This is a genomic window from Corynebacterium lujinxingii (assembly GCF_014490555.1).
Taxonomy (GTDB): domain Bacteria; phylum Actinomycetota; class Actinomycetes; order Mycobacteriales; family Mycobacteriaceae; genus Corynebacterium; species Corynebacterium lujinxingii.
This window is the reverse complement of record NZ_CP061032.1, coordinates 889,805-912,363: the sequence shown is the minus strand read 5'-3', so window position 1 is coordinate 912,363 and position 22,559 is coordinate 889,805. Positions and strand designations below refer to the sequence as shown.

The 22,559-nt window shown below is 67.1% G+C and carries 24 protein-coding genes; 8 read left to right on the top strand and 16 right to left on the bottom strand.

The annotated features are described in order from the left end of the window. Positions 1-90: 90 nt before the first annotated feature. On the top strand, positions 91-744 hold the full coding sequence (locus IAU68_RS04605) for an O-methyltransferase (RefSeq protein WP_171193650.1): 654 nt from the start codon (positions 91-93) through the stop codon (positions 742-744). Here the strand turns inward: IAU68_RS04605 and glgC are convergent. Next, the gene (gene glgC, locus IAU68_RS04600; RefSeq protein ID WP_171193519.1) at positions 741-1,958 is read right to left on the bottom strand and encodes a glucose-1-phosphate adenylyltransferase; all 1,218 of its coding nucleotides are present in this window, start codon (positions 1,956-1,958) and stop codon (positions 741-743) included. The two genes, IAU68_RS04605 and glgC, sit on opposite strands and share 4 nt — an antisense overlap. A gap of 67 nt (positions 1,959-2,025) precedes the next feature. Here glgC and glgA point away from each other — a divergent pair, with 67 nt between their 5' ends. Beyond that, on the top strand, positions 2,026-3,180 hold the full coding sequence (gene glgA, locus IAU68_RS04595; protein ID WP_202880183.1) for a glycogen synthase: 1,155 nt from the start codon (positions 2,026-2,028) through the stop codon (positions 3,178-3,180). Further along, entirely contained in the window at positions 3,180-4,577 is a 1,398-nt protein-coding gene (locus tag IAU68_RS04590; protein ID WP_171193520.1) for a GH32 C-terminal domain-containing protein, read from the top strand. Before glgA ends, IAU68_RS04590 begins: the two co-directional genes overlap by 1 nt. An 11-nt stretch (positions 4,578-4,588) precedes the next feature. Here IAU68_RS04590 and IAU68_RS04585 read toward each other — a convergent pair whose 3' ends face one another. The 7 genes from IAU68_RS04585 to dapE are packed head-to-tail and all read right to left on the bottom strand — an operon-like array spanning position 4,589 to position 9,397. Continuing rightward, positions 4,589-5,449 carry a methyltransferase domain-containing protein gene (locus IAU68_RS04585; RefSeq protein WP_171193521.1) on the bottom strand — a complete coding sequence of 287 codons (861 nt, stop codon included), beginning with the start codon at positions 5,447-5,449 and terminating at the stop codon, positions 4,589-4,591. A gap of 28 nt (positions 5,450-5,477) precedes the next feature. Then, entirely contained in the window at positions 5,478-5,648 is a 171-nt protein-coding gene (locus IAU68_RS04580) for a DUF3117 domain-containing protein (protein ID WP_171193522.1), read from the bottom strand. 13 nt (positions 5,649-5,661) lie between these two features. Beyond that, entirely contained in the window at positions 5,662-5,967 is a 306-nt protein-coding gene (locus tag IAU68_RS04575; protein WP_171193523.1) for a cell division protein DivIVA, read from the bottom strand. Positions 5,968-5,977: 10 nt separating this feature from the next. Continuing rightward, positions 5,978-6,691, bottom strand: a complete 714-nt coding sequence (locus IAU68_RS04570; RefSeq protein ID WP_171193524.1) for a glucosyl-3-phosphoglycerate synthase — start codon at positions 6,689-6,691, stop codon at positions 5,978-5,980. Further along, positions 6,688-7,512, bottom strand: a complete 825-nt coding sequence (gene folP, locus IAU68_RS04565) for a dihydropteroate synthase (RefSeq protein WP_231699097.1) — start codon at positions 7,510-7,512, stop codon at positions 6,688-6,690. The genes IAU68_RS04570 and folP overlap by 4 nt, the downstream gene beginning before the upstream one ends. Beyond that, positions 7,505-8,290, bottom strand: a complete 786-nt coding sequence (locus IAU68_RS04560; protein WP_171193525.1) for an LOG family protein — start codon at positions 8,288-8,290, stop codon at positions 7,505-7,507. Before IAU68_RS04560 ends, folP begins: the two co-directional genes overlap by 8 nt. Before the next feature lie 3 nt (positions 8,291-8,293). Beyond that, positions 8,294-9,397: a succinyl-diaminopimelate desuccinylase gene (dapE, locus tag IAU68_RS04555; RefSeq protein WP_171193526.1), complete on the bottom strand. Its 1,104-nt coding sequence runs from the start codon at positions 9,395-9,397 to the stop codon at positions 8,294-8,296. Positions 9,398-9,426: 29 nt separating this feature from the next. Between dapE and IAU68_RS04550 the strand changes: the two genes are divergently transcribed. The 5 genes from IAU68_RS04550 to IAU68_RS04530 are packed head-to-tail and all read left to right on the top strand — an operon-like array spanning position 9,427 to position 14,542. Further along, a complete protein-coding gene (locus IAU68_RS04550; protein ID WP_171193527.1) occupies positions 9,427-10,260 on the top strand; it encodes a succinyltransferase in 834 nt (277 codons plus the stop codon). A 49-nt stretch (positions 10,261-10,309) separates the two neighbouring features. Then, positions 10,310-11,701, top strand: coding sequence for an amino acid permease (locus tag IAU68_RS04545; RefSeq protein ID WP_171193528.1), 1,392 nt, complete (start codon positions 10,310-10,312; stop codon positions 11,699-11,701). Next, positions 11,702-13,060 carry an amino acid permease gene (locus tag IAU68_RS04540; protein ID WP_171193529.1) on the top strand — a complete coding sequence of 453 codons (1,359 nt, stop codon included), beginning with the start codon at positions 11,702-11,704 and terminating at the stop codon, positions 13,058-13,060. Between the two features lie 5 nt (positions 13,061-13,065). Continuing rightward, positions 13,066-14,040, top strand: a complete 975-nt coding sequence (dapD, locus tag IAU68_RS04535; protein ID WP_171193530.1) for a 2,3,4,5-tetrahydropyridine-2,6-dicarboxylate N-succinyltransferase — start codon at positions 13,066-13,068, stop codon at positions 14,038-14,040. Beyond that, complete coding sequence (locus IAU68_RS04530; RefSeq protein WP_268908702.1) at positions 14,030-14,542, top strand: GNAT family N-acetyltransferase; 513 nt, start codon at positions 14,030-14,032, stop codon at positions 14,540-14,542. The genes dapD and IAU68_RS04530 overlap by 11 nt, the downstream gene beginning before the upstream one ends. A 24-nt stretch (positions 14,543-14,566) precedes the next feature. Here IAU68_RS04530 and IAU68_RS04525 read toward each other — a convergent pair whose 3' ends face one another. The 8 genes from IAU68_RS04525 to typA form a co-directional block, all read right to left on the bottom strand. Continuing rightward, positions 14,567-15,622, bottom strand: a complete 1,056-nt coding sequence (locus IAU68_RS04525) for an HNH endonuclease signature motif containing protein (protein WP_171193532.1) — start codon at positions 15,620-15,622, stop codon at positions 14,567-14,569. 99 nt (positions 15,623-15,721) lie between these two features. Next, complete coding sequence (locus IAU68_RS04520) at positions 15,722-16,288, bottom strand: GtrA family protein (RefSeq protein WP_231699096.1); 567 nt, start codon at positions 16,286-16,288, stop codon at positions 15,722-15,724. Between the two features lie 61 nt (positions 16,289-16,349). Beyond that, a complete protein-coding gene (gene dapC, locus IAU68_RS04515; protein WP_171193533.1) occupies positions 16,350-17,450 on the bottom strand; it encodes a succinyldiaminopimelate transaminase in 1,101 nt (366 codons plus the stop codon). 3 nt (positions 17,451-17,453) lie between these two features. After that, positions 17,454-17,777, bottom strand: a complete 324-nt coding sequence (fdxA, locus tag IAU68_RS04510; protein WP_171193534.1) for a ferredoxin — start codon at positions 17,775-17,777, stop codon at positions 17,454-17,456. 13 nt (positions 17,778-17,790) lie between these two features. Then, positions 17,791-18,114 (bottom strand): hypothetical protein, encoded by a 324-nt coding sequence (locus IAU68_RS04505; protein WP_171193535.1) that lies wholly within the window; start codon positions 18,112-18,114, stop codon positions 17,791-17,793. After that, positions 18,111-18,986 carry an N-acetyl-1-D-myo-inositol-2-amino-2-deoxy-alpha-D-glucopyranoside deacetylase gene (gene mshB, locus IAU68_RS04500; protein ID WP_171193536.1) on the bottom strand — a complete coding sequence of 292 codons (876 nt, stop codon included), beginning with the start codon at positions 18,984-18,986 and terminating at the stop codon, positions 18,111-18,113. The genes IAU68_RS04505 and mshB overlap by 4 nt, the downstream gene beginning before the upstream one ends. Further along, a complete protein-coding gene (locus IAU68_RS04495) occupies positions 18,983-20,569 on the bottom strand; it encodes an ABC transporter family substrate-binding protein (protein ID WP_171193537.1) in 1,587 nt (528 codons plus the stop codon). The genes mshB and IAU68_RS04495 overlap by 4 nt, the downstream gene beginning before the upstream one ends. A gap of 11 nt (positions 20,570-20,580) precedes the next feature. After that, the gene (typA, locus tag IAU68_RS04490) at positions 20,581-22,497 is read right to left on the bottom strand and encodes a translational GTPase TypA (RefSeq protein WP_171193538.1); all 1,917 of its coding nucleotides are present in this window, start codon (positions 22,495-22,497) and stop codon (positions 20,581-20,583) included. Positions 22,498-22,559 lie beyond the last annotated feature (62 nt).

Sequence of the window (22,559 nt, the reverse complement as noted above, 5' to 3'; positions counted from 1 at the left end):
GCCTGCCTAAGACCAGCCGATGAGCTAACAGTCTCCTGTGAGCGCAACGCCGCTATGATGACCCGTGTGAGTGAGACCGCATTTACCCAGATGAACTCCTACCTCGACGCCCGCGCCGCGGACGGCGGCCACCTGCCGGAAGCGGTGCTCGAGGCGCTGCGCACAGCGCGCGAGGACGCCGCCGAGAACGGCACGCCCGCCCCGAGCCGCGTCGTCGGCGACCTGTTGACTGTGCTCGCCGCGGGTGCGACGTCGGCAAGCCAGGGCGCAGTTGCCGTCACCCCGGCCGCCGGCGTGGTCGGCCTGCACCTGCTCGCGGGGCTTCCGGAGAAGGCGACGCTGACCTGCATCGAGCCGGAGGCCGCGCTGCAGGCCGGCGCGAAAGAGGCCGTGCGCAGCGCCGGCTTCACCCCGTCGCGCGTGCGCTTCCTCACCGCGCGCCCGCTCGAAGTCATGGGCCGCCTCGCCACCGAGGCCTACCAGCTCGTCTACGCGGACGTCTCCCCCGTCGAACTGCGGCAGCTCATCGAGGCCGCCTGGCCGCTGCTCGCCCCCGGCGGCACACTGGTCCTCGCAGGTTCGCTTCTCGACGGCACGGTCGCCGACACCACACGCCGCGACCGCGAAACGGAAGCCGCACGGGAAGCTGACGTGTTCGTCGATACGCTCACGCTCGAGCGCGGCGCCGCCGTGGCCCGCCTGCCGCTCGACGGCGGGCTGACCCTGGTGACGAAGATCGGTTAAACCACTTCACTCTTGCCGACGACCACAACTCCCGCATCCGAGACCGTGAACCGCTCCGCGTCGCGCGCGGCGTCGACGCCGACGGTTGCCCCGTCCGAAACGTAGACGTTTTTGTCCAGGATGCAGTGGCGCACCACCGCGCCCTTGCCCACGCGCACGCCCGGCATGAGCACCGAGCCCTCCACGGTCGCACCTTCGGAAACACGCACGTCCGTCGACAGCACCGAGTTGCGCACCGTCGCACCCGAGATGATCGAGCCGGACGCCACGATGGACTCCTGCGCGATCCCGCCGAGCACGAACTTCGCCGGCGGCAGGTTGTCCTCGTCTGTGGCGTGGATCGGCCACGCCTTGTTGTACAGGTTGAACACCGGGTGCGAGGAGATGAGATCCATGTGCGCCTCGTAGAACGAATCCACCGTGCCCACATCGCGCCAGTAGCCGCGGTCGCGGTCGGTCGCGCCGGGCACGTCGTTGCGCGAGAAGTCGTACACGTTCGCCTCGCCCTGGGCCACGAAGTACGGGATGATGTCGCCGCCCATGTCGTGGGCTGAGTCCTCGTTCTGTTCGTCTTCAAGCAGCGCCTGGATGAGCGCTTCGGTGGAAAAGCAGTAGTTGCCCATCGACGCGAACGTTGTCTCCGGGTCGTCCGGGGTGCCCGGCGGGTTGTCAGGCTTTTCCAAAAACTCGGTGATCGTGCCGTCGTCGTCGGACTGGATGCAGCCGAACGCGCTCGCCTCCGCGCGCGGCACCCGGATGCCTGCAACGGTGGCGGCCTTGCCGGAGGCGATGTGGTCCTCCACCATCTGCGACGGGTCCATCCGGTAGACGTGATCCGCGCCGAAGACGAGGACGTAGTCGGGCATGTCGTCGTAAATAAGGTTTAGCGACTGCACAATCGCGTCCGCCGAGCCCGAGTACCAGCGCTTGCCGCGGCGCTGCTGAGCCGGCACCGACGCAATGTACTGCGACGTGGGCCCAGACACGTTCCACGCCGTGGCCACATGCCGGTCCAGCGAGTGGGACTTGTACTGCGTCAGCACCGCAATGCGCATGTAGCCGGCGTTGACCAGGTTGGACAGGACGAAATCGATCAGGCGGTAGTTGCCGCCGAACGGCACGGCAGGCTTAGCCCGGTCGGCGGTCAGGGGGTAGAGGCGCTTGCCTTCCCCGCCGGCCAGGACGATGGCGAGAACACGAGGCTGGCTTTTCATAACCGCAAGGCTAATGGGATTTTCAGGCCCGTGCAGGGATTCGGCAACGTCAGTAGGCTCGGCGGGCATGAAAGTAGGAATGCTCACGCGCGAGTACCCGCCGGAAGTCTACGGAGGCGCTGGTGTCCACGTCACGGAACTGACGCGCTTCATGCGCGAGTTTGCCGACGTCGACGTGCACTGCATGGGCGCCCCGCGCGACGCCGCCGGCGTCTACGTCCACGGCGTCGACCCGGCGCTGGACGACGGCAACGGCGCGATCAAGACCCTATCCACCGGTCTGCGCATGGCGGACGCGACCGCGGGGCTGGACGTGGTGCACTCCCACACCTGGTACGCCGGCCTCGGCGGCCACCTTTCGGGCCTCCTGCACGAGATCCCCCATGTGGTCACCGCCCACTCGCTCGAGCCGGACCGGCCGTGGAAGCGCGAGCAACTCGGCGGCGGCTACAACGTCTCTTCCTGGTCGGAGAAAAACGCGATGGAAAACGCCGACGCCGTCATCGCGGTCTCGTCCGGCATGAAAGAGTCGATCCTCAACGCGTACCCGCGTATCGACGACTCCCGCGTCCACGTCGTCCTCAGCGGCATCGACCCGGCCAACTGGTACCCCACAACCGGCACCATCGCCGACGAGCTCGGGGTGGACACCACCAAACCCGTCGTCGCCTTCGTCGGCCGCATCACCCGCCAAAAAGGCGTCGCCCACCTGCTCAAGGCAGCACAGCTTTTCGACGACGACATCCAGCTCATCTTGTGCGCCGGCGCGCCCGACACTGAGGAGATTGCTGCGGAGACCCGTGGGCTCGTCGATAAGCTCAAAGCCCAGCGCGACGGGGTGTTCTGGGTCCAGGACATGATGCCGGCGGAGAAAGTGCGTGAGGTCTACTCGCTTGCCGACGTATTCTGCTGCCCGTCCGTCTACGAGCCCCTCGGCATCGTGAACCTGGAGGCGATGGCGTGTGGCACCGCGGTGGTAGCCTCGCGCGTCGGCGGCATCCCCGAGGTCGTCGTCGACGGCGAAACGGGCGTGCTCGTCGACTACGACGCGGGCGACGCCGAAGGCTTCGAGCGCCGCCTCGCCGAAGCCGTCAACGCCGTCGCCGGCGACACCGACCGAGCCGCCACGATGGGCCGCGCCGGGCTCGAGCGCGCGAAGAACGAATTTTCCTGGCGCACAATCGCACAGCAAACAGTGGATATTTACAAGGGGTTGATCTGATGACGGTGTACCGTCCCGAACTGCACGTGACCGCCGAGCGCGGCATCCTCGAAGGCCCGGCGGGCGTGTTCCGCACCGGCGGTCGCGACGAGCGCGTGTGGCACATGTTCTACCAGTTCCGCCCCACCCCCGACGCGCCGAGCCGCTGGGGCCACCAACTCAGCGAATCGGACCCGTTTAGCTGGCTCGAGTGCAACGACGTCATCGCCCCAGTCGGCGACGAAACCAACGTGCGCGCCGGCTCCGTCATCCCCGTCGGCGACGGCATCGACCTGTTCTTCTCCTCCGAAACCCCCGCCGGCAACACCATCCAGATCGCGCACGTCCCGCTTACCGACGACCTCTGCGCCGACGAGGACGACCTCGACGTCTCCCCCGTCGCCGAACGCATCGGTGCGGTTGTCGACGACTCCGCCGGCGACACCAACTTCCGTTCCCCGTGCGTCATGCCCGGCTGGGACAGCGAATCCGACCGCGACCAAGGCCACGCCGGCTGGCTCATGCTCGCCGTCACCGGGCCTGTCACCGACCCGAAGCCGGTTGTGCTCACCTCAGACGACGGCCGCTCGTGGACACTGATCGGCCCGCTCGAGTTCGACGGCGACACCGGCATCGACCTGGATGCCTCGCTCGTCGCCCCGCGCATCCTGCGGCTTCGCGACGAAGTCAGCGGCGACATCCGCGACGTCCTCTTCGTCACCTTAGAGCGCGACGGCAAAGACACCGCCGTCTACGCCGTCGGCGAGCTCAAGGGCAACGTCTTCCGCGTCGAGACTCCGTTTACTCTGCTGGACTACGGCCACGACTTCACCCGCCCGCGCAACACCACCTACACGCTTGCCGAGACCGCAAAACTCTACGAGCGCGCCTACCTCTACGGGTTCATGACCAACACCGACCGCGCCGGCGACCCCACCCGCGAGCCGAACTGGGACGCCGAAGGCTGGGCCAACGCGCTGACCCTGCCGCGCCGTGTCACCCTGCAGGGCGGCCGCCTCTACCAGGTCCCCGCCCCGGGCCTGCCGGATGCCGTCAGCGCCACCGACCGCGCCCGCATGTGGGCCGGCGTGTGCGAGATCCCCACAGGCTCCGAGGTCACCATCGAGGTCCTCGACGCCGCCGGCGAGCCCGCGGCCGTGATCACCCACGACGGCGAAACCGTCACCCTCGACCGTTTCGACGGCACGCCCGCCACCGCGCCGCTTCACGACGACGACGAGGACAACGTCACCGTCATCGTCGACGGCACCACCCTCGAGGTCTACGCCGGCGGCGGCAGCGTCGTCATGTCCTCGCGCATCTGGCCCGAAGGCGGCTGCTTGGGCATCCGCTCCCGTGCGCGCGGTGAGGCCTCCATCAGCGGCGAGTGGCGCCGCGGCTTCGCCGCCCGCTGGTAACCGGTTGTTGCCTACGCCTTGCGCAGCCGGATCAGCTGCGCGCGGGCGGTGACCTCCATCTGCTCCGGCAGATCCTCGAGGCGCTGCTTCAACACGTCGGCGTCCAAGTGGCGCGCCGACGGGCTCATGCCCACCTGGGCGGCGATCGCGCCGCGGCCGAGCTGCATCGGGAAGGAAATCAGCTCCGGGTCGCACACCGGGGTCAGCCACTGCGACGCCTGATCCACCAGACGCTCGACCTTGCCGTCCTCCACACCGAGGATGCCCAGCGGGTCGCGCAGCTCGTCGAGGTGGCCTTGGTCGGCGACGAGGATGACGGCCTCGCCGTCGTCGACAAGCACACGAGCAAACTCGGACGGGTTCCGCGGCGCGAACACCACCGTGACCACATCGACGGAACCGGTGCGCACGGGCAACTGCTCCCACGCGTCCGCCACAACGGCCCCCAGGCGCGGGTGCGCCTTGGCCAAGTGCTTCGCCGCCGGCACCGAAATGTCCAACCCCACCCCGCGCGAGCCCTCAATCAGGTCGAGCGTATGCGCCAGGTAGTAGCCAGTGCCCGCACCCGCCTCCAGGATCACCGGGTCGCGGTCGCCGGACGTGCGTTCGACCACATCCGCCACGCGATCGGACACCGCCTCCACAAACGGGGCGAAATGCCCGTTAGAAAGGAACGTCTCGCGCGAGTTGATCATCTCCAGCGAGTCGCCCTCGTGGTTCAACCCCTTGCCCGAGGCCAGCGTGACGTAGCCCTGCTTGGCCACATCATAAGAATGCCCCGTTTCGGAGACGAGACGCGCAAAGTCGTCTTCGCCCCGAAGCGGGGTCAGGTCTACCGGATCCGCGAGTACGTCCACGATGTCGTTGAGCATGTGGCGATACTACCGCGTCGGGCCGGATTTACTCTCCTGCAGCCTCAGTGAGCAGGCGACCGAGTTCGCCGGCCTCTTCCTTCGTCAGCTCGACGACGAGGCGGCCGCCGCCGTCGGACGGGATGCGCATGACGATCTTGCGCGATTCCTCCACTGCCTCCATCGGGCCACTTCCGGTACGCGGCTTCATTGCTGCCATGCGTCAACACTCCTTATTGGTTTGTGCTCGAAACGTTTTCTTCGGGCGATTCTACCCGTGTTTCCGGCTTCAGTGCGCCGCCGGCCAGCTGCTCGATGAGCACATCGACCTGATCCATGCGGTAGCCGCGCTGCACGACCTCGAGCTGGATGTCGCCGAAGTTGCCTTCTTCCACCGCGCGACGGTTCGCCTCTTTGACCTCCGCGGTCGGCGGCATGGGCGGCAGCGCCTCGCCACGGCCGAAGACGGTGGCGAACAGTTTCACACCGATGATGCTCAGCAGGATGAGCACGAGGATGAGGATGATCCAGGAAAGCATGGCGCTTAGTTTAGCTGTCCGTCCAGGCGGGGCGCTCGGCGACCTCGTCGGCCACCGCGCCCGCGCGCGCGAGGATCGTGCGTGTGACCACGTCCGCCATGCCGGCCAGTTCGGCGAGCGGGCGGTTGCGGTGGGTGCGCGGGCTCAACTCCGCCTGCACGACGGCGTGCGGGCCGAATTGCGTAGCGACGTCAATGAGCAGCCCCGCCTCCACCCCGTAGCCGGCGACAAACGGCAGCGTGAGCGCAGTCGAGCGCCGGATCGCGTACTCGCCGGCGAGCGGCTGGTCCACCCTGATGCTCGGAAACAGCGCGCGCAGCAGCGGCTTCGCGGTCAGTTCGGTGACTCGCCCGCCAGCGCCTTCGCGGGTGTAGGAGGCTTTGACGAGGTGGACGGTGTCGTCGTCAAGCGGGGCTGCGAGCGCGTCGACCCACCAGGGCTCGAGCGAGGTGACGTCGGCGTCGATAAACACCACCACGTCGCCGCGCGCGGCTTTGACCCCGCGCCACAGCGCCTCGCCCTTGCCGGGCCACGGCTCGCGCGGGTCCACGTCGCGCCAGTTGACCACCCGCGCCCCGGCCGCGTCAGCGCGCGCGGCGGTGGCGTCGGTGGAGTCGGAATCGATCACGATCACCTCGTCCGCGCGCGACGCAACACACTTAGCGACGACCCCAGCCACCGTCGCCTCCTCATTCAACGCCGGGATGACCACGCTGACCCTCACGCGAGCCCCCGCACGGTATGCAGCGGCGCCGCGGTGCCCTGGATGGCGGCGGTCATGCGGATCACGTCGACGGTCTCCGCAACCTCGTGGACGCGAAACGCCGCCACCCCGCGCGCGGCAGCCCACGCGGTGGCGGCGAGCGTGCCGGCGACGCGCTCGCCCACCCCGCGGTTGACGGTCTCGCCGACGAAGTCCTTGTTCGACAGGGCCATGAGCACGGGCCAGCCGGTGGCGACGATCTCGTCGATACGCCTCAAGATCTCCAGCCCGTGGTAGGTGTTTTTTCCAAAGTCGTGAGTCGGGTCGATGAACACGCGCTGCGCCGGCGCGCCGAGCGCAACGGCGCGCTCAGCCAACGCGGTGGTCTCCGCGATGACGTCGGCGACCACATCGTCGTAGTGCACGCGGTGCGGGCGCGTGCGCGGGGTGATGCCGCCGGTGTGCGAGCAGACGTAGCCCACGCGGTGCGCGCCTGCGACCTCGACGAGTTCGGGGTCGAACCCGGCCCAGGTGTCGTTGATCAGGTCGGCGCCGGCGGTGATTGCGTCCTCGGCAACGGCGGCGCGCCACGTGTCCACGCTCACCGTCACGTCCGGATGCCGCTCGCGCACCGCGGCGATAACCGGCACAACGCGGTCGATCTCCTCGGCGACGGACACGTCGTCGCCCGGGCCGGCCTTCACGCCGCCAATGTCGATGATGGTTGCCCCGGCGGCGATGGCGTCGTCGGCACGCGCGACGGCTTTCTCAATCGCGAACGTCGCGCCCTTGTCGTAAAACGAGTCGGGCGTGCGGTTCACGATCGCCATGACCTCACTCATCGTGGAGACGCTGATCCGTCATCACCTCATGCTTCTCGACGATATGCGCCACCGCCTCCTCCACCGAGTCGGTGACCAAAAACAGGCGCTCGTCGCCAGGCGAAATGAGCCCGCGGCCAAGCAGCTGCTGCTCGATCCAATCCACCAGGCCGGACCAGAACTCGGTGCCGATGAGCACGATCGGGAAGTTGGTCACCTTGCCGGTTTGCACCATGCACAGCACCTCGAAGACCTCGTCCATGGTGCCGAAGCCGCCCGGCAGCGTCACAAACGCCTGCGAGTACTTCAAAAACATGGTCTTGCGGGCGAAGAAGTAGCGGAAGTTCAGGCCCAGGTCGACCCAGTCGTTCAAGCCCTGCTCGAACGGCAACTCGATGCCCAGCCCCACCGACAGGCCGCCGGCGTTGTGCGCGCCCCGGTTCGGCCCCTCCATTAGCCCGGGCCCGCCGCCGGTGATCACCGCGTAGCCGGCCTCGGCGAGCGCTTGACCGAGCTCGTAGGCCTGCTGGTACTCCGGCGTGCCCTCCCCCAGGCGCGCGGAGCCGAAGACGGTGACGGCCTTGGGCATCTCGGACAGCGCATCGAAGCCGGCGACGAACTCCGACTGGATACGCATCACGCGCCACGGGTCCTCGTGCTTCCACTGCCCGTCGGAGTGCCCCAGCGACTCCAAAAGCCGCTGGTCGTGGGTGGACGACTGGTAATCCTGGCCGCGCAGCGCGAGCGGGCCGCGCAACTTCCTGTCGCGGTCGGGGCGGGGGAAATTCAGCGGTGCCATTGTTTACTCGCTTTCTGCGCTTAAGTACTCGAGCAGCTGCGCGGAGACCTGGCGGATCTCGTCGACCGGGCACTGCTCCTCGGGTTTGTGGGCGTACCCGGGGTCGCCGGGGCCGAAGTTGACCGCCGGCACCCCGAGGCTGGAAAAGCGCGCCACGTCGGTCCACCCGAACTTGGCGCGGAAGTTCCCGCCGACAGCCTTGACCAGACCGGCCGCGACCGGGTTGCCGAGGCCGGGCAACGCACCGGCGGCGACATCGTCGTAAATGAGCTCCAGGCCATCCTCCAGCGCGAGCACCTCCTCCAGGTGCGCCTTCGCCTCCTCCACTGAACGGTCCGGCGCGAAGCGGAAGTTCACGATCAGCCGCGCGTGGTCCGGCAGCGTGTTCGTGGCCACGAAGCCTTCGAGGCCGACGACGTTTAAGCCTTCGCGGTACTCGCAGTCGTCGATAAGCACACTGCGCGGCTCGTACGCGGCGATGCGCGAAAGCACACCGGCCAGGTCGTGCGCGGCGTTGTGCCCGAGCCACGCGCGCGCGGAGTGGGCGCGGGTGCCGTGCGCGTCGACGAACACGCGGATCGTGCCCTGGCAACCGGCCTCGATCATCGCGCCGGACGGCTCGCCGAGCAGCGCGATGTCGCCTTCCAGCAGCTCCGAGTGGTCGCGCTCGAGGTGGTAGAGACCGTTGTACTTCGTCGCCACTTCCTCGCCCTCGTAGGCGATGACGGTCAGGTCGTGCGCGGCCTTGCCCGGCTGCGCGAGGCGTGCGAACGCGCCCAGGTAGCAGGCCATGCCGGATTTCATGTCCACGGAGCCGCAGCCGTGCAAAATCGTCTCACCCGTCGGCGAACTTGTGAGCCGGTGCGGGGTGTTGTCGGCAAGCGGCACCGTATCGATGTGCCCGGCCAGCACCACCCGCGAATCCAGACCGAAGTTCGTGCGCGCCACCACGGTGTTGCCGAAGCGCTTCACCTCGGCGTGCTCGAGGTCACGCAGCGCTTGCTCGATGGCGTCGGCGATCGCCTCCTCGTGGTGCGACGGCGACTCGATGTCCACGAGCGCCGCGGTGAGATCGACAGGGTCCGCAAATAGATCTAAGGAAGTCACACGGCGATCCTACGTTTACAATTGCGCGCATGTCTTGGTCAGCGCGCGGCGTCGGGATCGCCAACATCGCCATGGACGGCACCGTGCTGGACACCTGGTTCCCCGCCCCTGAGCTTTTGCTTAACGACGACACCACCTCCTCCACCACCACCCGCGTCTCCGCCCACGAACTCTCACCGCAGTTCCTGCGGCTCATCGGCGCCGACCGCGACCGCCTGGTGGAACTCGTGCCGGTGCGCACGGTCATCGCGGACCTGTCGGCCCCGCCGGTGGACGCCCACGACGTGTTTTTACGCTTGCATCTGCTGTCGCACCGGCTGGTGAAGCCGCAGACGATCAACATGAATGGCGCGATGGACCTGCTCGTACCGGTGGTGTGGACCAACAAGGGCCCGTGTCTGGCCGACAACTTCGAAACCGTGCGCACCAACCTGCGTGCCCGCGGTCTCATCCACGTCTACAGCATCGACCGGCTGCCGCGCATGGTCGATTACGTCGTGCCCACCGGGGTGACCATCGCAGAGGCCGAACGCGTCCGCCTCGGCGCCTACCTCGCCGAAGGCACCTCCGTGGTGCGCGAAGGCTACGTCTCCCACAACGCCGGCACGCTCGGCCCCGCGCGCGTGGAGGGCACGATCTCCGCGGCGGTCGTCGGCGCCGGCTGCACCCTGCACCCGTCGGCGGGCGTGATCGGCCTTAACCTCGGAGAGCGCTGCGAAATCGGCGCCGGCATCACGTTGGAACCCGACACATTGCTTCTCGACGACTCCACGCGCCTTGCCGCCCACCACCTTTCCGGCCAATCGAACCTACGCATCACCCGCGAGCCGGACGCGCCGCTGCCCGTCCTGCGGCGCATATAAAGGCCAATACAATGCAGCTGGCCGCATGGCGGCGTTTAAGGTGTTCGACATGTCGACACCAGTTTCCCCCGTCGCCGACTCAACCGCGCTCGCCCGCGGGCTGAAGACGCGCCACTTGACCATGATGGGGCTCGGCTCCGCCATTGGTGCCGGGCTGTTCCTCGGCACCGGCGTGGGCATTGCCGCCGCCGGGCCCGCCGTCATCCTCGCCTACGTCGTCGCCGGCTTCATCACCGTGTGCTTCATGCAGATGCTCGCGGAGATGGTCGCCGCGCGGCCCTCCTCCGGCACGTTTTCCACCTACGCCGAGCAGGCCTTCGGCCGCTGGGCCGGTTTCGCCATCGGCTGGCTGTACTGGTTCATGATGATCATGATCATGGCCGTGGAGATCACCGGCGCCTCCGCGATCGTCGCCGACTGGTTCGGGATCTCACCCTGGATCCCGGCACTCGCCGCCATCGCCGTGTTCACCGTGATCAACTTCGCCGCCGTGAAAAACTTCGGCGAGTTCGAGTTCTGGTTCGCGCTGATCAAGGTTGCCGTCATCGTCGCCTTTTTGGCCATCGGCGTGCTGCTGTGGCTCGGCGTGCTGCCGGCCAGCGGGTTCGTCGGCCTGTCCAACGTCAAAGACGTCGGCTTCATGCCCAACGGCTGGGCGGGCGTCGCAACGGCACTGCTCGCCGTCGCGTTCGCGTTCGGCGGCATCGAACTGGTCACCGTCGCCGCCGCCGAATCCGAAAACCCCGAAGCCGGCGTCCACTCCGCCATCCGCTCCATCATCTGGCGCATCTCCGTGTTCTACATCGGCTCCGTGCTACTCATCGTGCTGCTGCTGCCGTTCAACCAGATCGGCGGCGCCGACTCCGCGGCCGACTCCCCGTTCACCGCGGTGCTCGAGATGGCCAACATCCCGGGCGCGGTCGGCATCATGGAGGCCGTCATCGTCATCGCGCTGCTGTCCGCGTGCAACACGCAGATCTACGGCTCGTCGCGCTTCCTGCAAAACCTCGCGGTGCGTGGCGACGCCCCCATCTCCTTCGCCCAAACCGACACCCGCGGCGTGCCCGTGCGCGCCGTCGTCGTGTCCGTCATCTTCGGCTTCGTCGCCGTCGCCCTGCAGTACTGGAACCCGCCCGGGCTGCTCGCCTTCCTGCTCAACGCGGTCGGCGGCTGCCTGATCGTGCTGTGGATCGTCGTCGCGCTGTCGTTCGTGCGTCTGCACCCGAAACTAGTGGCCACCGGCGAAATCACCGACGTGCGCATGTGGGCCCCGAACGTCCTGCCCTGGGTCATGATCGCGCTCGCCGGCGGCGTGATCGCGCTCATGCTTGCCGACCCCGACGGGCGGTTCCAGATGTTCGCCGTCGCCGTCGTCGTCGGCATCGTCACCCTCGCGGGCGTCGTGTGGACGCGCGTGACCGGAAAGAAAGAAGTGCAGTAAATGGTGTCGTCGACAAGCAATAGCGAACTAGGCTCCGGCCTGAAATCGCGCCACCTCACCCTCATGGGGCTGGGCACCGCGGTGGGCGCGGGGCTGTTCCTCGGCGTCGGCGTCGGCATCCGCGCCGCCGGGCCTGCGATCCTCATCGCCTATGCCATCGCCGGAGCGATCGTCATCGCCGTGATGCGCATGCTCGGCGAAATGGCCGCCGCGCACCCCTCCTCCGGCTCGTTCGCCACATACGGGCGCATGGCGTTCGGCCACTGGGCCGGCTTCCTGCTCGGCTGGATTTACTACTTCCTACTCATCATGGCATGCGGCGCCGAACTCACCGGCGCATCCGCGATGATGGCGTCCTGGTTCGACGTGCCGCAATGGGTGCCCGGCCTCATCGTCGTCGCCATCCTCACCGCCGTGAACCTCGCGCAGGTCAAAGGCTTCGGCGAATTCGAGTACTGGTTCGCCATGATCAAAATCGCCGTCATCGTCGGCTTCCTCATCATCGGCGTGCTGCTCTGGCTCGGCGTACTGCCCGCAAGCGGCTTCATCGGCTTCGACAACATCCGCGAATCCGGCTTCGCCCCCAACGGCGTCGCCGGCATCGCCGCGGGACTCCTCGCCGTCGCGTTCGCCTTCGGCGGCATCGAAGTAGTCACCATCGCCGCCGCCGAATCCGAAGACCCCGCCGACAACATCAAACGCGCCGTCAACTCCATCATCTGGCGCATCGCCATTTTCTACATCGGCTCCGTCGCCGTGATCACGCTGCTTTTGCCCTACGCCTCCATCGACGGCGCCGACTCCGCCGCCGACTCCCCGTTCACCGCGGTGCTCGAAATGGCGAACATCCCGGGCGCCGCCGCGTTCATGGAAGTCGTCATCGTGCTCGCGCTGCTGTCCGCGTTCAACGCGCAGCTCTACGGCACCTCCCGCCTCGGCTACCAGCAGGCGCTCGAAGGCGACGCCCCCGCGTGGATGGCGAAGACCAACGCCAACAACGTGCCGACGAACTCCGTGCTCGTCTCCGTGCTGTTCGCCTTCCTCGCCGTGGGCCTGCAGTGGTGGAACCCGCCGGGGATGATCGACTTCATCATGTCCGCCACCGGCGGCTGCCTGATCGTCACGTGGATCATGATCACGCTGAGCTTCATCAAACTCCACCCACGCATCGCCGCCTCCGCGGTGCGCGTGCGCGGCGCATCGTGGGTGCCGTGGGTGACGCTCGCTGCGCTGCTCGGCCTGACCACGCTGATGCTTTTCGACGACGCCGCACGCTCCCAGGTCATCTCCGTGACCGTCCTCTCGCTCGCGCTGGTGGCACTGTCGTTGCTCACAAAAAACCGCACTAACGTAAGGTAATTGATATGACTTCTCCGACTTCTGCATACGCACGCGGCATCGCGACCATCACCCACGACGGCACCGTCCTCGACGTTTGGTACCCCGCTCCTAAGGTTGACGAGGCCACCGGCGAAACCGGCACCCGCCGCCTCGAGGAGCCCGACGCCCGCTTCGCCGACCTTGTGGGCCCGGACGAGGCACGCGGCGTCGCGCGCGTCGCAGTAGAGACGACGATCGCCGACCTGTCCGAGCCGGCCGTCGACGCCTACGACGTCTACCTCCGCCTGCACCTGCTGTCGCACCGCCTGATTCGCCCGCACGGCGCGAACATGGACGGCGTGTTCGGCCTGCTGTCGAACGTCGTGTGGACTAACTACGGCCCCTGCGCGGTGGCCGACTTCCAGATGACCCGCGCGCGCCTTTCCGCCAACGGCCCGGTCGTCGTGTACTTGGTGGACAAGTTCCCGCGCATGGTCGATTACGTCGTGCCGTCGGGCGTGCGCATCGGCGACGCCGACCGCATCCGTCTCGGCGCCCACCTCGCGGAGGGCACCACGGTGATGCACGAGGGCTTCGTGAACTTCAACGCTGGCACCCTCGGCGCCTCCATGGTCGAGGGCCGTATCTCCGCTGGCGTGGTCGTCGGCGACGGCACCGACATTGGCGGCGGCGCCTCCATCATGGGCACCCTGTCCGGCGGCGGCAAGGAAGTCATCTCGCTCGGCGAGCGCTGCCTCCTCGGCGCGAACGCTGGCGTGGGCATTTCGCTTGGCGACGACTGCATCGTCGAAGCCGGCCTCTACGTCACCGCCGGCACCAAGGTCGTGTTGTCCGAGCCGGTGGCGGAGGCCCTGGGCAAGGAAGCCGGCAGCACCGTCAAGGCGCTCGAGCTCTCCGGTGCCAACGGTCTGCAGTTCCGCCGCAACTCGGTCTCCGGCTCCGTCGAGGCGGTGCCCGCCAAGGGCATCGAGCTCAACGAAGCCCTCCATGCCAACTAGCTCTTCGTGGTGGCCGCCGGGCGACGACACTCTCGTCGACGGCGGCCTCACTCTTCTGCCTTGGTCCCAAGTCGGAACCATCGCAGGGGCACGCGAGGACCTATTCGCCGCCTCTACGGATCCACGCATGGTCGCATGGACCACTGTCCCCTCCCCTGTTACCTCTGAGATGCTCAACGAATTCTTCGACAGCGTTCCGAAGGGGGTGTTGCGGTGGGCGATCGTTGTTGAGGATCGATATGCAGGAAACATCGAACTACGTCTTAAGCCAGACGACGCCGCTCACTTCGGCTACAACACTGCCCCGTGGGCGCGCGGCCGCGGTGTGATGACCCGAGCGGTGAAACTCGTCACCGATTACGCCTTTAGCCTAGGAGCGAAGACCCTCAGGATCAGTGTGCTGCCAGGCAACATAGCCTCCCGCCACGTCGCGGAAATGAACGAATACGTGTTTGTCGGCAAGCACAATGGGCACGTGCATTATCACAGGCATGCCGAATAGCCCGCTCGGTGGCGGGGTATTCGGCTAGTTGAAGAGTTGTTCCATGGCGCCGGGGGTCTCGTTTTCTACCGGTGTGCCCCCGGGGGATACCCAAATCGGGGTGCCGTCTCTGATGTGGATGCGCCCGTATCTTCGCACCTCGGGGTCGTCGTCGTTTCTGCCGTTATGAAACCTGCATAACGGCACCAGATTCGCCAGGTTGGTCTCCCCGCCGAAGCGCCACGCGTCGATATGATGCATCTCGCACGAATCAGCCCCGTGCCGGCAGCCCGGCACCGGACACGACGGGGTCATCATCGACGCCAACACCCGCTGCTTATCGTTGGCAAACCGCGCCGTACGGTACAAATTCACCGCACCTTCCACCGGGTGGAACGCGGCGACTTCCAATGCGTCGCCGAACTCGTGGACCAAAAACTCCGCCCCGGTCATCGTGGTGCCATCCGTCAGCGTGAGCACCACTTCGTCGCCAGCGCCGGACTGAATGCGTGTCCACTCCGGAAACGGCACCATAATGATCGGCCTTGGCACCGCACGCGCCACACCACCACCCTCAACGTCGCCGTCGCCGCGCAGCAGACGCACCAGCGCATCAGCCATCTGCTCCGCGGCCGGCAGATCCGGGTTAATCGCAGAGCGCAGCGAGAATTCTAAATCGGCGATGTCACGCTGGTTGTACGTCAGCGCCACTGTGCGCATCCCGCCGCGGGTTTTGGTGAACCGGCACGCCTTTTTCGGTGCGGGTTTCTCAGCACCGATCAGGCTGTCGGCAAGCCGTGACAACGCATCATAACGGCCGGAAAACTCGAGTAGCTCCAGTCGCAGCCGCCACCGCTCAGCGGGATCGGACACCGCGGCGAGTTTGCGCTCGATCAACCCCAACTGGTCCAACGGGGTCGAAGCTCCCACACGCCGGGCAGTGGCTTGTTTGCGCGTGAACTTCGTCGCCCCGAAGTAGACATCATGCACGCGAGACCAGTCCCGGACACGCGACGGGGCCACGCCAGCATTCAGCGCGGTGTCGCGGTCGAAGTCGGCCAGATCCGCCAAACGGGGGCCGAGAAGGTCTGCAAAAGCCATGACCCAAACGCTACGAAGCGCAGCAACGCAGCACAAGGGCGAGCAAAAACTGTGGATAATTTCGGCACCGAAAACGCCGGGTTATCCACAATCCGCAGGTTAAATCCCCTTGGGTTTGCCGAAAGTCCAGAGCTTATTGATGATGAAGTTCACCGGCATCGCAATGAACGTCGAGATGGCTTGGGCCCAGTAGGACTTGGTGCGCAGGCCGGTGGAGTCATCGAAAAGCGAGTCCGGAAGGCCCAGCGGTGTGGTCGGGTTCATGAGCAGCGTCATGCAGGTCAACGACACCCCGAACGCGAGCAGGCCGGTGGCGAGGAACGGGAAGAAGCCGCGGATCCAGGAGCGCGCGTGCACGCCGCGGAAGGTCCAAGAGCGGTTGAGTTGGTAGTTCCACGTGTTGGCCAAAAGGAACGCCAGCGTGGACATGAGGTGGTACCAACGAATGTTCCAGCGGGTGGAGCCGAGTTGCATGAACACGTCGTTGGCGTGCAGGTCGAGGCCGTTTTCCAGGGCTTTGTTCGCAAGGTAGAAGACGATGAAGTTGACCAGCACGCCGGAGCCGCCGACGATGCCGAATTTCACGAATTGGCGCAACCCCGTGGCGAGGCGCACGGCGGTGCTGCCACCTTGCGGCGGCGCGGCGACGGGCGGCTCTTGAAGCACCGGTGACCTCCTCGGCAAAAGACTGCAAACTTCTAAGAGTCTAGTCCTTTGAGCCGGAAAACTAGGAAACGAGGCGCCGCGCGGCTTCGGCGATGCGCTCGTCAGGCGCGGTCAGCGAGATGCGCACGTGGTTCGAGCCGGCCGGACCGTAGAAGTGGCCGGGGGCGGCCAGGATGCCGCGCTCGGCAAGCCAGGACAGCAGGGAACGCGAGTCCATGCCGTCGCGGCGGGCCCAGAGGTAGAGGCCGGCGTCGGAGTCGTCGATAGTAAAGCCTGCGTCCTGCAGCGCCTTCATCAACGTCACGCGGCGGGCGGCGTAGGTGGAGCGCTGCATTTCCTCGTGGAGGTCGTCGCCAAGCGCTGCGACCATGGCGGCCTGGATGGGGCCGGGCACGATGAGGCCGGCGTGTTTGCGCACGAGCAGCAGTTCCTGCACCAGCGATTCGTCGCCGGAGATGGTGCCGGCGCGGTACGACGCCAGGTTGGATGTCTTGGACAGCGAATGCAGCGCGAGCAGGCCGGTGTTGTCGCCGTCGGTGACGCTCGGATGCAGAATGGATACCGGCGAAACGGACCATCCGAGGTAGAGATAGCACTCGTCGGAGGCGATGATCGCGCCGGTGTCGCGGCCGAACGCCACCCAGGCGCGCATCTGCTCCACGGACGCTACTCCCCCGGTCGGGTTCGACGGAGAGTTGACGAATACGAGGGCGGCGTCGCGCGGGGCGTCGGCGGGGTCGTCGCAACGCACGACCTCGCAGTCGGCCATCAACGCGCCGACTTCGTAGGTGGGGTAGGCGACTTCCGGGATGACCACCTTCTGGCCGCGCACCCCGAGCAGTGTCGGCAGCCACGCCACCGCTTCCTTCAGACCGATGACCGGCAGCACGGACCGTTCGGACAGCCCTTCGATGCCGAACCGGCGCGCCAGCGACGACACGATGGTCGCGCGCAGCTCCGGCATTCCGGCGGTTTGCGGGTAGCCGGGTGCGGCGGCGGCTTCGGACAGCGCGAGTTGGATAGACGGCGCGACTGGGTCGACGGGGCCGCCGACGGAGAGGTCGATGAGCCCATCCGGGTGCGATGCCGCCTTCGCCTTAACGTCGGCGATGGTGTCCCATGGGAAATCCGGCAGTTGTGATCCGAGCGGGGTTCGTGCCAAGGCCTAGTCCTGGTTCTGCGGCGGCAACGCTGCGACGAACGGGTGGTCGTAGTCCTGCGGGCCGGTCTTGGCGGCGCCGCCCGGGGAGCCGAGTTCGTCGAAGAAGCCGACGTTGACGTCGTAGTATTCGGCCCACTCGTCGGGGAGGTCGTCCTCGTAGAAGATGGCCTCGACCGGGCATGCCGGTTCGCAGGCGCCACAGTCGACGCATTCGTCGGGGTGGATGTAGAGCGTGCGTTTGCCCTCGTAGATGCAGTCAACGGGGCATTCTTCGACGCAGCTGCGGTCCATGACGTCGACGCACGGTTGAGCAATCACGTAAGTCATGGCACACAGTATGTCACTTTGCGCGCAACAGGGGCCAAACGCCTCCCGCAACGCCGGCGGTAAGCAGTGCCAGTGACCAGCTAGTCGGGGGCAAAATCACGAGTGAAACTAAAAACGCTGCCGCCCACACCCCCAGCGGGAGCAGCGCGCTTGACGACGACCACAGCCGCGCCGTTTTCGTCAACACCGCATTAAACGCCGCGGCGATGATCACCCAGATCCAGTTGAGATAGGCGACCTCCAGCACCAGCGAGCCGACTGCGCCGACGCTGAGCCAGATCAAGCCGGCGATGGCTTCCCCGCGGGAGAAGTTGTCGCGTACGACGGGGTGGCTCATCGGGGGATTCCGGAGAGGACGTTGGTGGTGTCGTCGTCAAGCGGGGTGCCTGCGCCCAACTGGAAGTGCTCGACGCGCTGGATGGGCTGGATGATGAGGTTGGACAGCGCGTAGTAGACCACGGGGCCTTGGGCGAGTGCGGCGTGGGGGTTGACGTCGGTGGTGCGGCCGTCGGCGATCCACAGTTGGGTCGCGTGCGCGCGCATGGCTTCAATTTTTGCGCTGTAGGCGTGCTCGTCGAGGGCGACGGCGATGTCGGAGGTGTCTACCCCGTCGAGTTCGCCGGGCTCGGGCAGGCGCCAGCCGTCGGGGGCGCCGGCGGGCATGAGTGCTGCTGTCTCCGCTGCGAGGCGCACCGTCCACAGGATGCGCGGAACGGGCACACGCTCCGCAGCCAGGTGGGCGATTTCGTGGGCGCGGATGTGGTCCGGGTGGCCGTAGCCGCCGTCGGGGCCGTAGGTGAGCACGAGATGCGGCCGCTCGGCCTCGAAGATGGCGGCCAGCTCAACGACGGCGGCGTCGCCGGAGTTCACAAACGCGCGCGGGTTGCGGCTCGCCGGCGAGCCCGCCATGCCGGAGTCGCGGAAGCGGCCCGCCCCGCCGAGAAACGCACCGCGCGCGCCGATGGCGCGCAAAGACGCGCGCAGCTCGCCGATGCGGAACCCTCCTAATTGGTCGGCTTCGCCGACGACGAGGTGCTGGTACGGCTCCCCGATCACCTCACCTTCCTCGCCGAGGGTGCAGGTGACCACGAGCACGTCGGCGCCGCGGCGGGTGAGATCGGCGATGACGCCCGCGGTGGTGATGGCCTCGTCGTCGGGGTGGGCGTGCACGGCCACCACTCGGTAGCCGGCAAGGTCGCGCGTGGTCATGGATTCTCCTTCGTCGTTGTGGGCTTCACTGTATCGGCCGGGCGCCAGCGTGCCGCATCCTTCACCCCGCCGGGCCAGTGTCCGGTGTTGGCGGTAAGACGGGTCTCGCGCATGATCGGCACCCACACGGCGGCGCGAGTTTCGGCGTCGGCGACCAGGCCGCGCGCCTCGCGCAGCCCGACACCGCCGGCGAGGATCCGCTCCGCGAGCGCCTGGTTGCCCACGGTGCACAGGCCGGACAGGTTGCCGGCGCGCAGCGTTGTCGGCGGGCACGCGACGCGTCCGGCAAGCGCGGTCAGCGCGGCAGCATCGTTTTGCCACACCACCGCGAGGTCCACCTCGTTTTTCGGCAGGCTGCGCCCGGCAAGCGTGGTCACATCTGTGGAAACAAGTTTCGCTTCCACACCAGCGCCGTTAAGCGTATCGACGAGCGTTCGCGCCGCCGCGGCCGCCGCCGGATCCATCGCGTCCGCCCCGACCCGCAGCGGCGTGGTGCGCGCATTCAAGCCCGGCACGGCCTTCTCCCCCGGTGCATAGTCGTTCGGTGCGACGGCCAGGTTGGTGCTGCGGCGGGCGGCGATGTGGGCAAGCAGGGGGACGTCGATAAGCGAGCGCACCTCCTCGCGCAGCGTTTGATCCAACCCGCTAGTGGCGGACACCACCACGCCGAGCATGCGTGACGACGACTCCTCGCCCACCTCGACCCCTGGCACCAGGCCGAACACCTCAGTGGTGGTCTCCTGCGGGGTCACGTCGGCGAACGCGAGTTGGCCGGAGCGCAGCTGGTCGGCCGTTTGGGTGGTGTCGCGCGCGGCGGTAAGCGTGAGGATGTCGACGCCGGCCGGGTGCTTGCCCCAGTACCGGTCGTTGCGGTTCAGCACAATCGAGCCGCGGGCGCGTCCCACGTCGTCCATAAGGAACCGGCCAGCCGACGCCGGCACCGTGTGGCGAAGTGCGTAGGCGAAATCACTCGCGTCCGGGGCGAACAGGTGCGACGGCAGCAGGTGCGCGAACAGTTCGTGGCGCTGGGCGACGGGGCGCTCGAAGTCGACGTCGACCACTCTGCCGCCGTGTCCGGACACGCGGATCGACGCGATCGCGCGGTAGCCCGCCGGGTTCAGTGTGCCCGGGGTGGAGACCATGCCGCGCCACAGGTAGACGAAGTCCGCGCCGGAAATCGGGGTGCCGTCGGACCACTGAGCTTCCGGGGCGATGACGTAGCGCACCGTCTGGGCCGCGGGCGAGGTGGGCAAGGTGGAGACGGCGACCAGGAGGTCGTCGTCACGCTTACCTGCGGTGTACGCGCTGGGCAGGGTGAGATCCGCAATCGCTTGCACCGTCGCGGAGTCGTCGGCCGCCAAATGCGGGTTGAAACCGCCGCGCACCGGGTCGACGCCCACCTGGACCTGGGTGCGGTCGGTGCGGGGTTCGGCGGGGGCGGGGGTGGTCGTCGATACGCGAGGCTCGTCAGGCTCCACCAGCGGCGGCGGGCCGGGATTCGCCGCGCAGGAGGCGAGCAGGCCACATGCGAAAAGCGCCGCCGCAGCGCTTCGGGCTGGGCGACGCGATCGACTGGGGTGCATAAAAGAACAGGCTAGCTGTTCTTCTGCTTTGCGCGGGAGCGGGCACGGCCACGCTCGGTGGCGTTCAGGATGATCTTGCGCACGCGCATCGCTTCAGGGGCGACCTCGACGCACTCGTCGTCGTCACAGAACTCGATCGCCTCGTCGAGGGACAGTGTGCGCGCCTTCTGCAGCGTGACCGTGGCGTCCGCCGAGGCGGCGCGCATGTTGGTCAGCTTCTTTTCCTTGGTGATGTTGACGTCCATGTCCTCGTCACGCGAGTTCGCGCCGACGACCATGCCCTCATAGGCGTCCGCGCCCGGCTCGACGAAGAAGTCGCCGCGGTCCGCGAGCTGCTGCAACGCGTACGCGGTGACCTGGCCGGAACGGTCGGCAACCAACGAGCCGGTCGGGCGGCCCTTGATCTCGCCGGCCCACGGGCGGTGTTCGATGGAGTACGAGTTCGCGATACCAGCGCCGCGGGTTTCGGTGAGGAAGGTGGTGCGGAAGCCGATCAGGCCACGCGACGGCACGTCGAACTCCATGCGCACCCAGTCGCCCGAGCCTGTGTTGGCCATCGAGGTCATCTGGCCCTTGCGGTTGGCCATGAGCTGGGTGACGGCACCCTGGTGCTCGGACGGAACGTCGATGATCATGTGGTCGTACGGCTCGTAGGTCTTGCCGTCGACTTCCTTGGTCACCACCTGCGGCTTGCCCACGGTGAGCTCAAAACCTTCACGACGCATCGTCTCAATGAGCACGGTCAGCGCCATCTCGCCGCGGCCCTGGACCTCCCAGGCGTCCGGGCGCTCGGTCGGCAGCACCTTGATCGAGACGTTACCGATCAGCTCCTGGTCCAGGCGCGCCTTGACCATGCGGGCGGTGAGCTTGTCGCCGCCGTTGCGGCCCGCCATCGGCGAGGTGTTCACGCCGATGGTCATGGAGATCGCCGGGTCGTCGATAGCAATACGCGGCAGCGGCTCGACGTGCTCCGGGTCGCACAGGGTGTCGCCGATCATGATGTTTTCCACACCCGAGATGGCGGCGATGTCGCCGGCGACGACGTCGCCCTCGGCCGGGACGCGGTCCAGGCCCTCGGTGACGAGCAACTCCGCGATCTTGACGTTTTTCACCTGCTGGTTGCCCTCGTCGTCGTAGTGCACCCACGCGACCGTCTGGCCCTTCTTCACTGAGCCCTTGTACACGCGGATCAGCGCGATACGACCGAGGAAGGACGAGGAGTCCAGGTTGGTCACCTGCGCCTGGAACGGCGCGTCGATCTCCGCGGACGGCTCCGGCAGCACGTCGTAGATGACATCGAATAGCGGCTGCAGGTCCTCGTTGTCCGGCAGGTTGCCGTCGCCCGGGTTCTCCAGGGACGCACGTCCTGCGCGGCCGGAGGTGTAGAGCACCGGCAGCTCGAGCAGGTTCTCCGCGGCCTCGGCGGCCTCCGGGTCTTCCAGGCCGGCGCCGAGCTCGAGGAGGAGGTCTTGTGCTTCCACCACGACGTCGTCGATACGCGCGTCCGGACGGTCGGTCTTGTTCACGCAGATGATGACCGGCTTCTTCGCCTCGAGCGCCTTACCCAGCACGAAGCGGGTCTGCGGCAACGGGCCCTCGGACGCGTCGACGAGCAGCACAACGCCGTCGACCATTGACAGGCCGCGCTCGACCTCGCCGCCGAAGTCGGCGTGGCCCGGGGTGTCGATGACGTTGATGATCAGGTCCGTGCCGTCTTTGCCCTTGCCAGCGCGGCGGATGGCGGTGTTCTTGGCCAAAATGGTGATGCCGCGCTCGGACTCGAGCTCGCCGGAGTCCATCACGCGGTCGCCGTGCTCGCCGTGGTCGCCGAACACGCCGGACTGCTCCAGCATGCCGTTAACCAGGGTGGTTTTGCCGTGGTCGACGTGGGCGACGATGGCTACATTGCGAAATTCAGGGTGCGACACTCAACAGATCCTTTTGGATTGGCGGAAATAACGCCTAAACGATACTCCCCTGTCGCCAACGC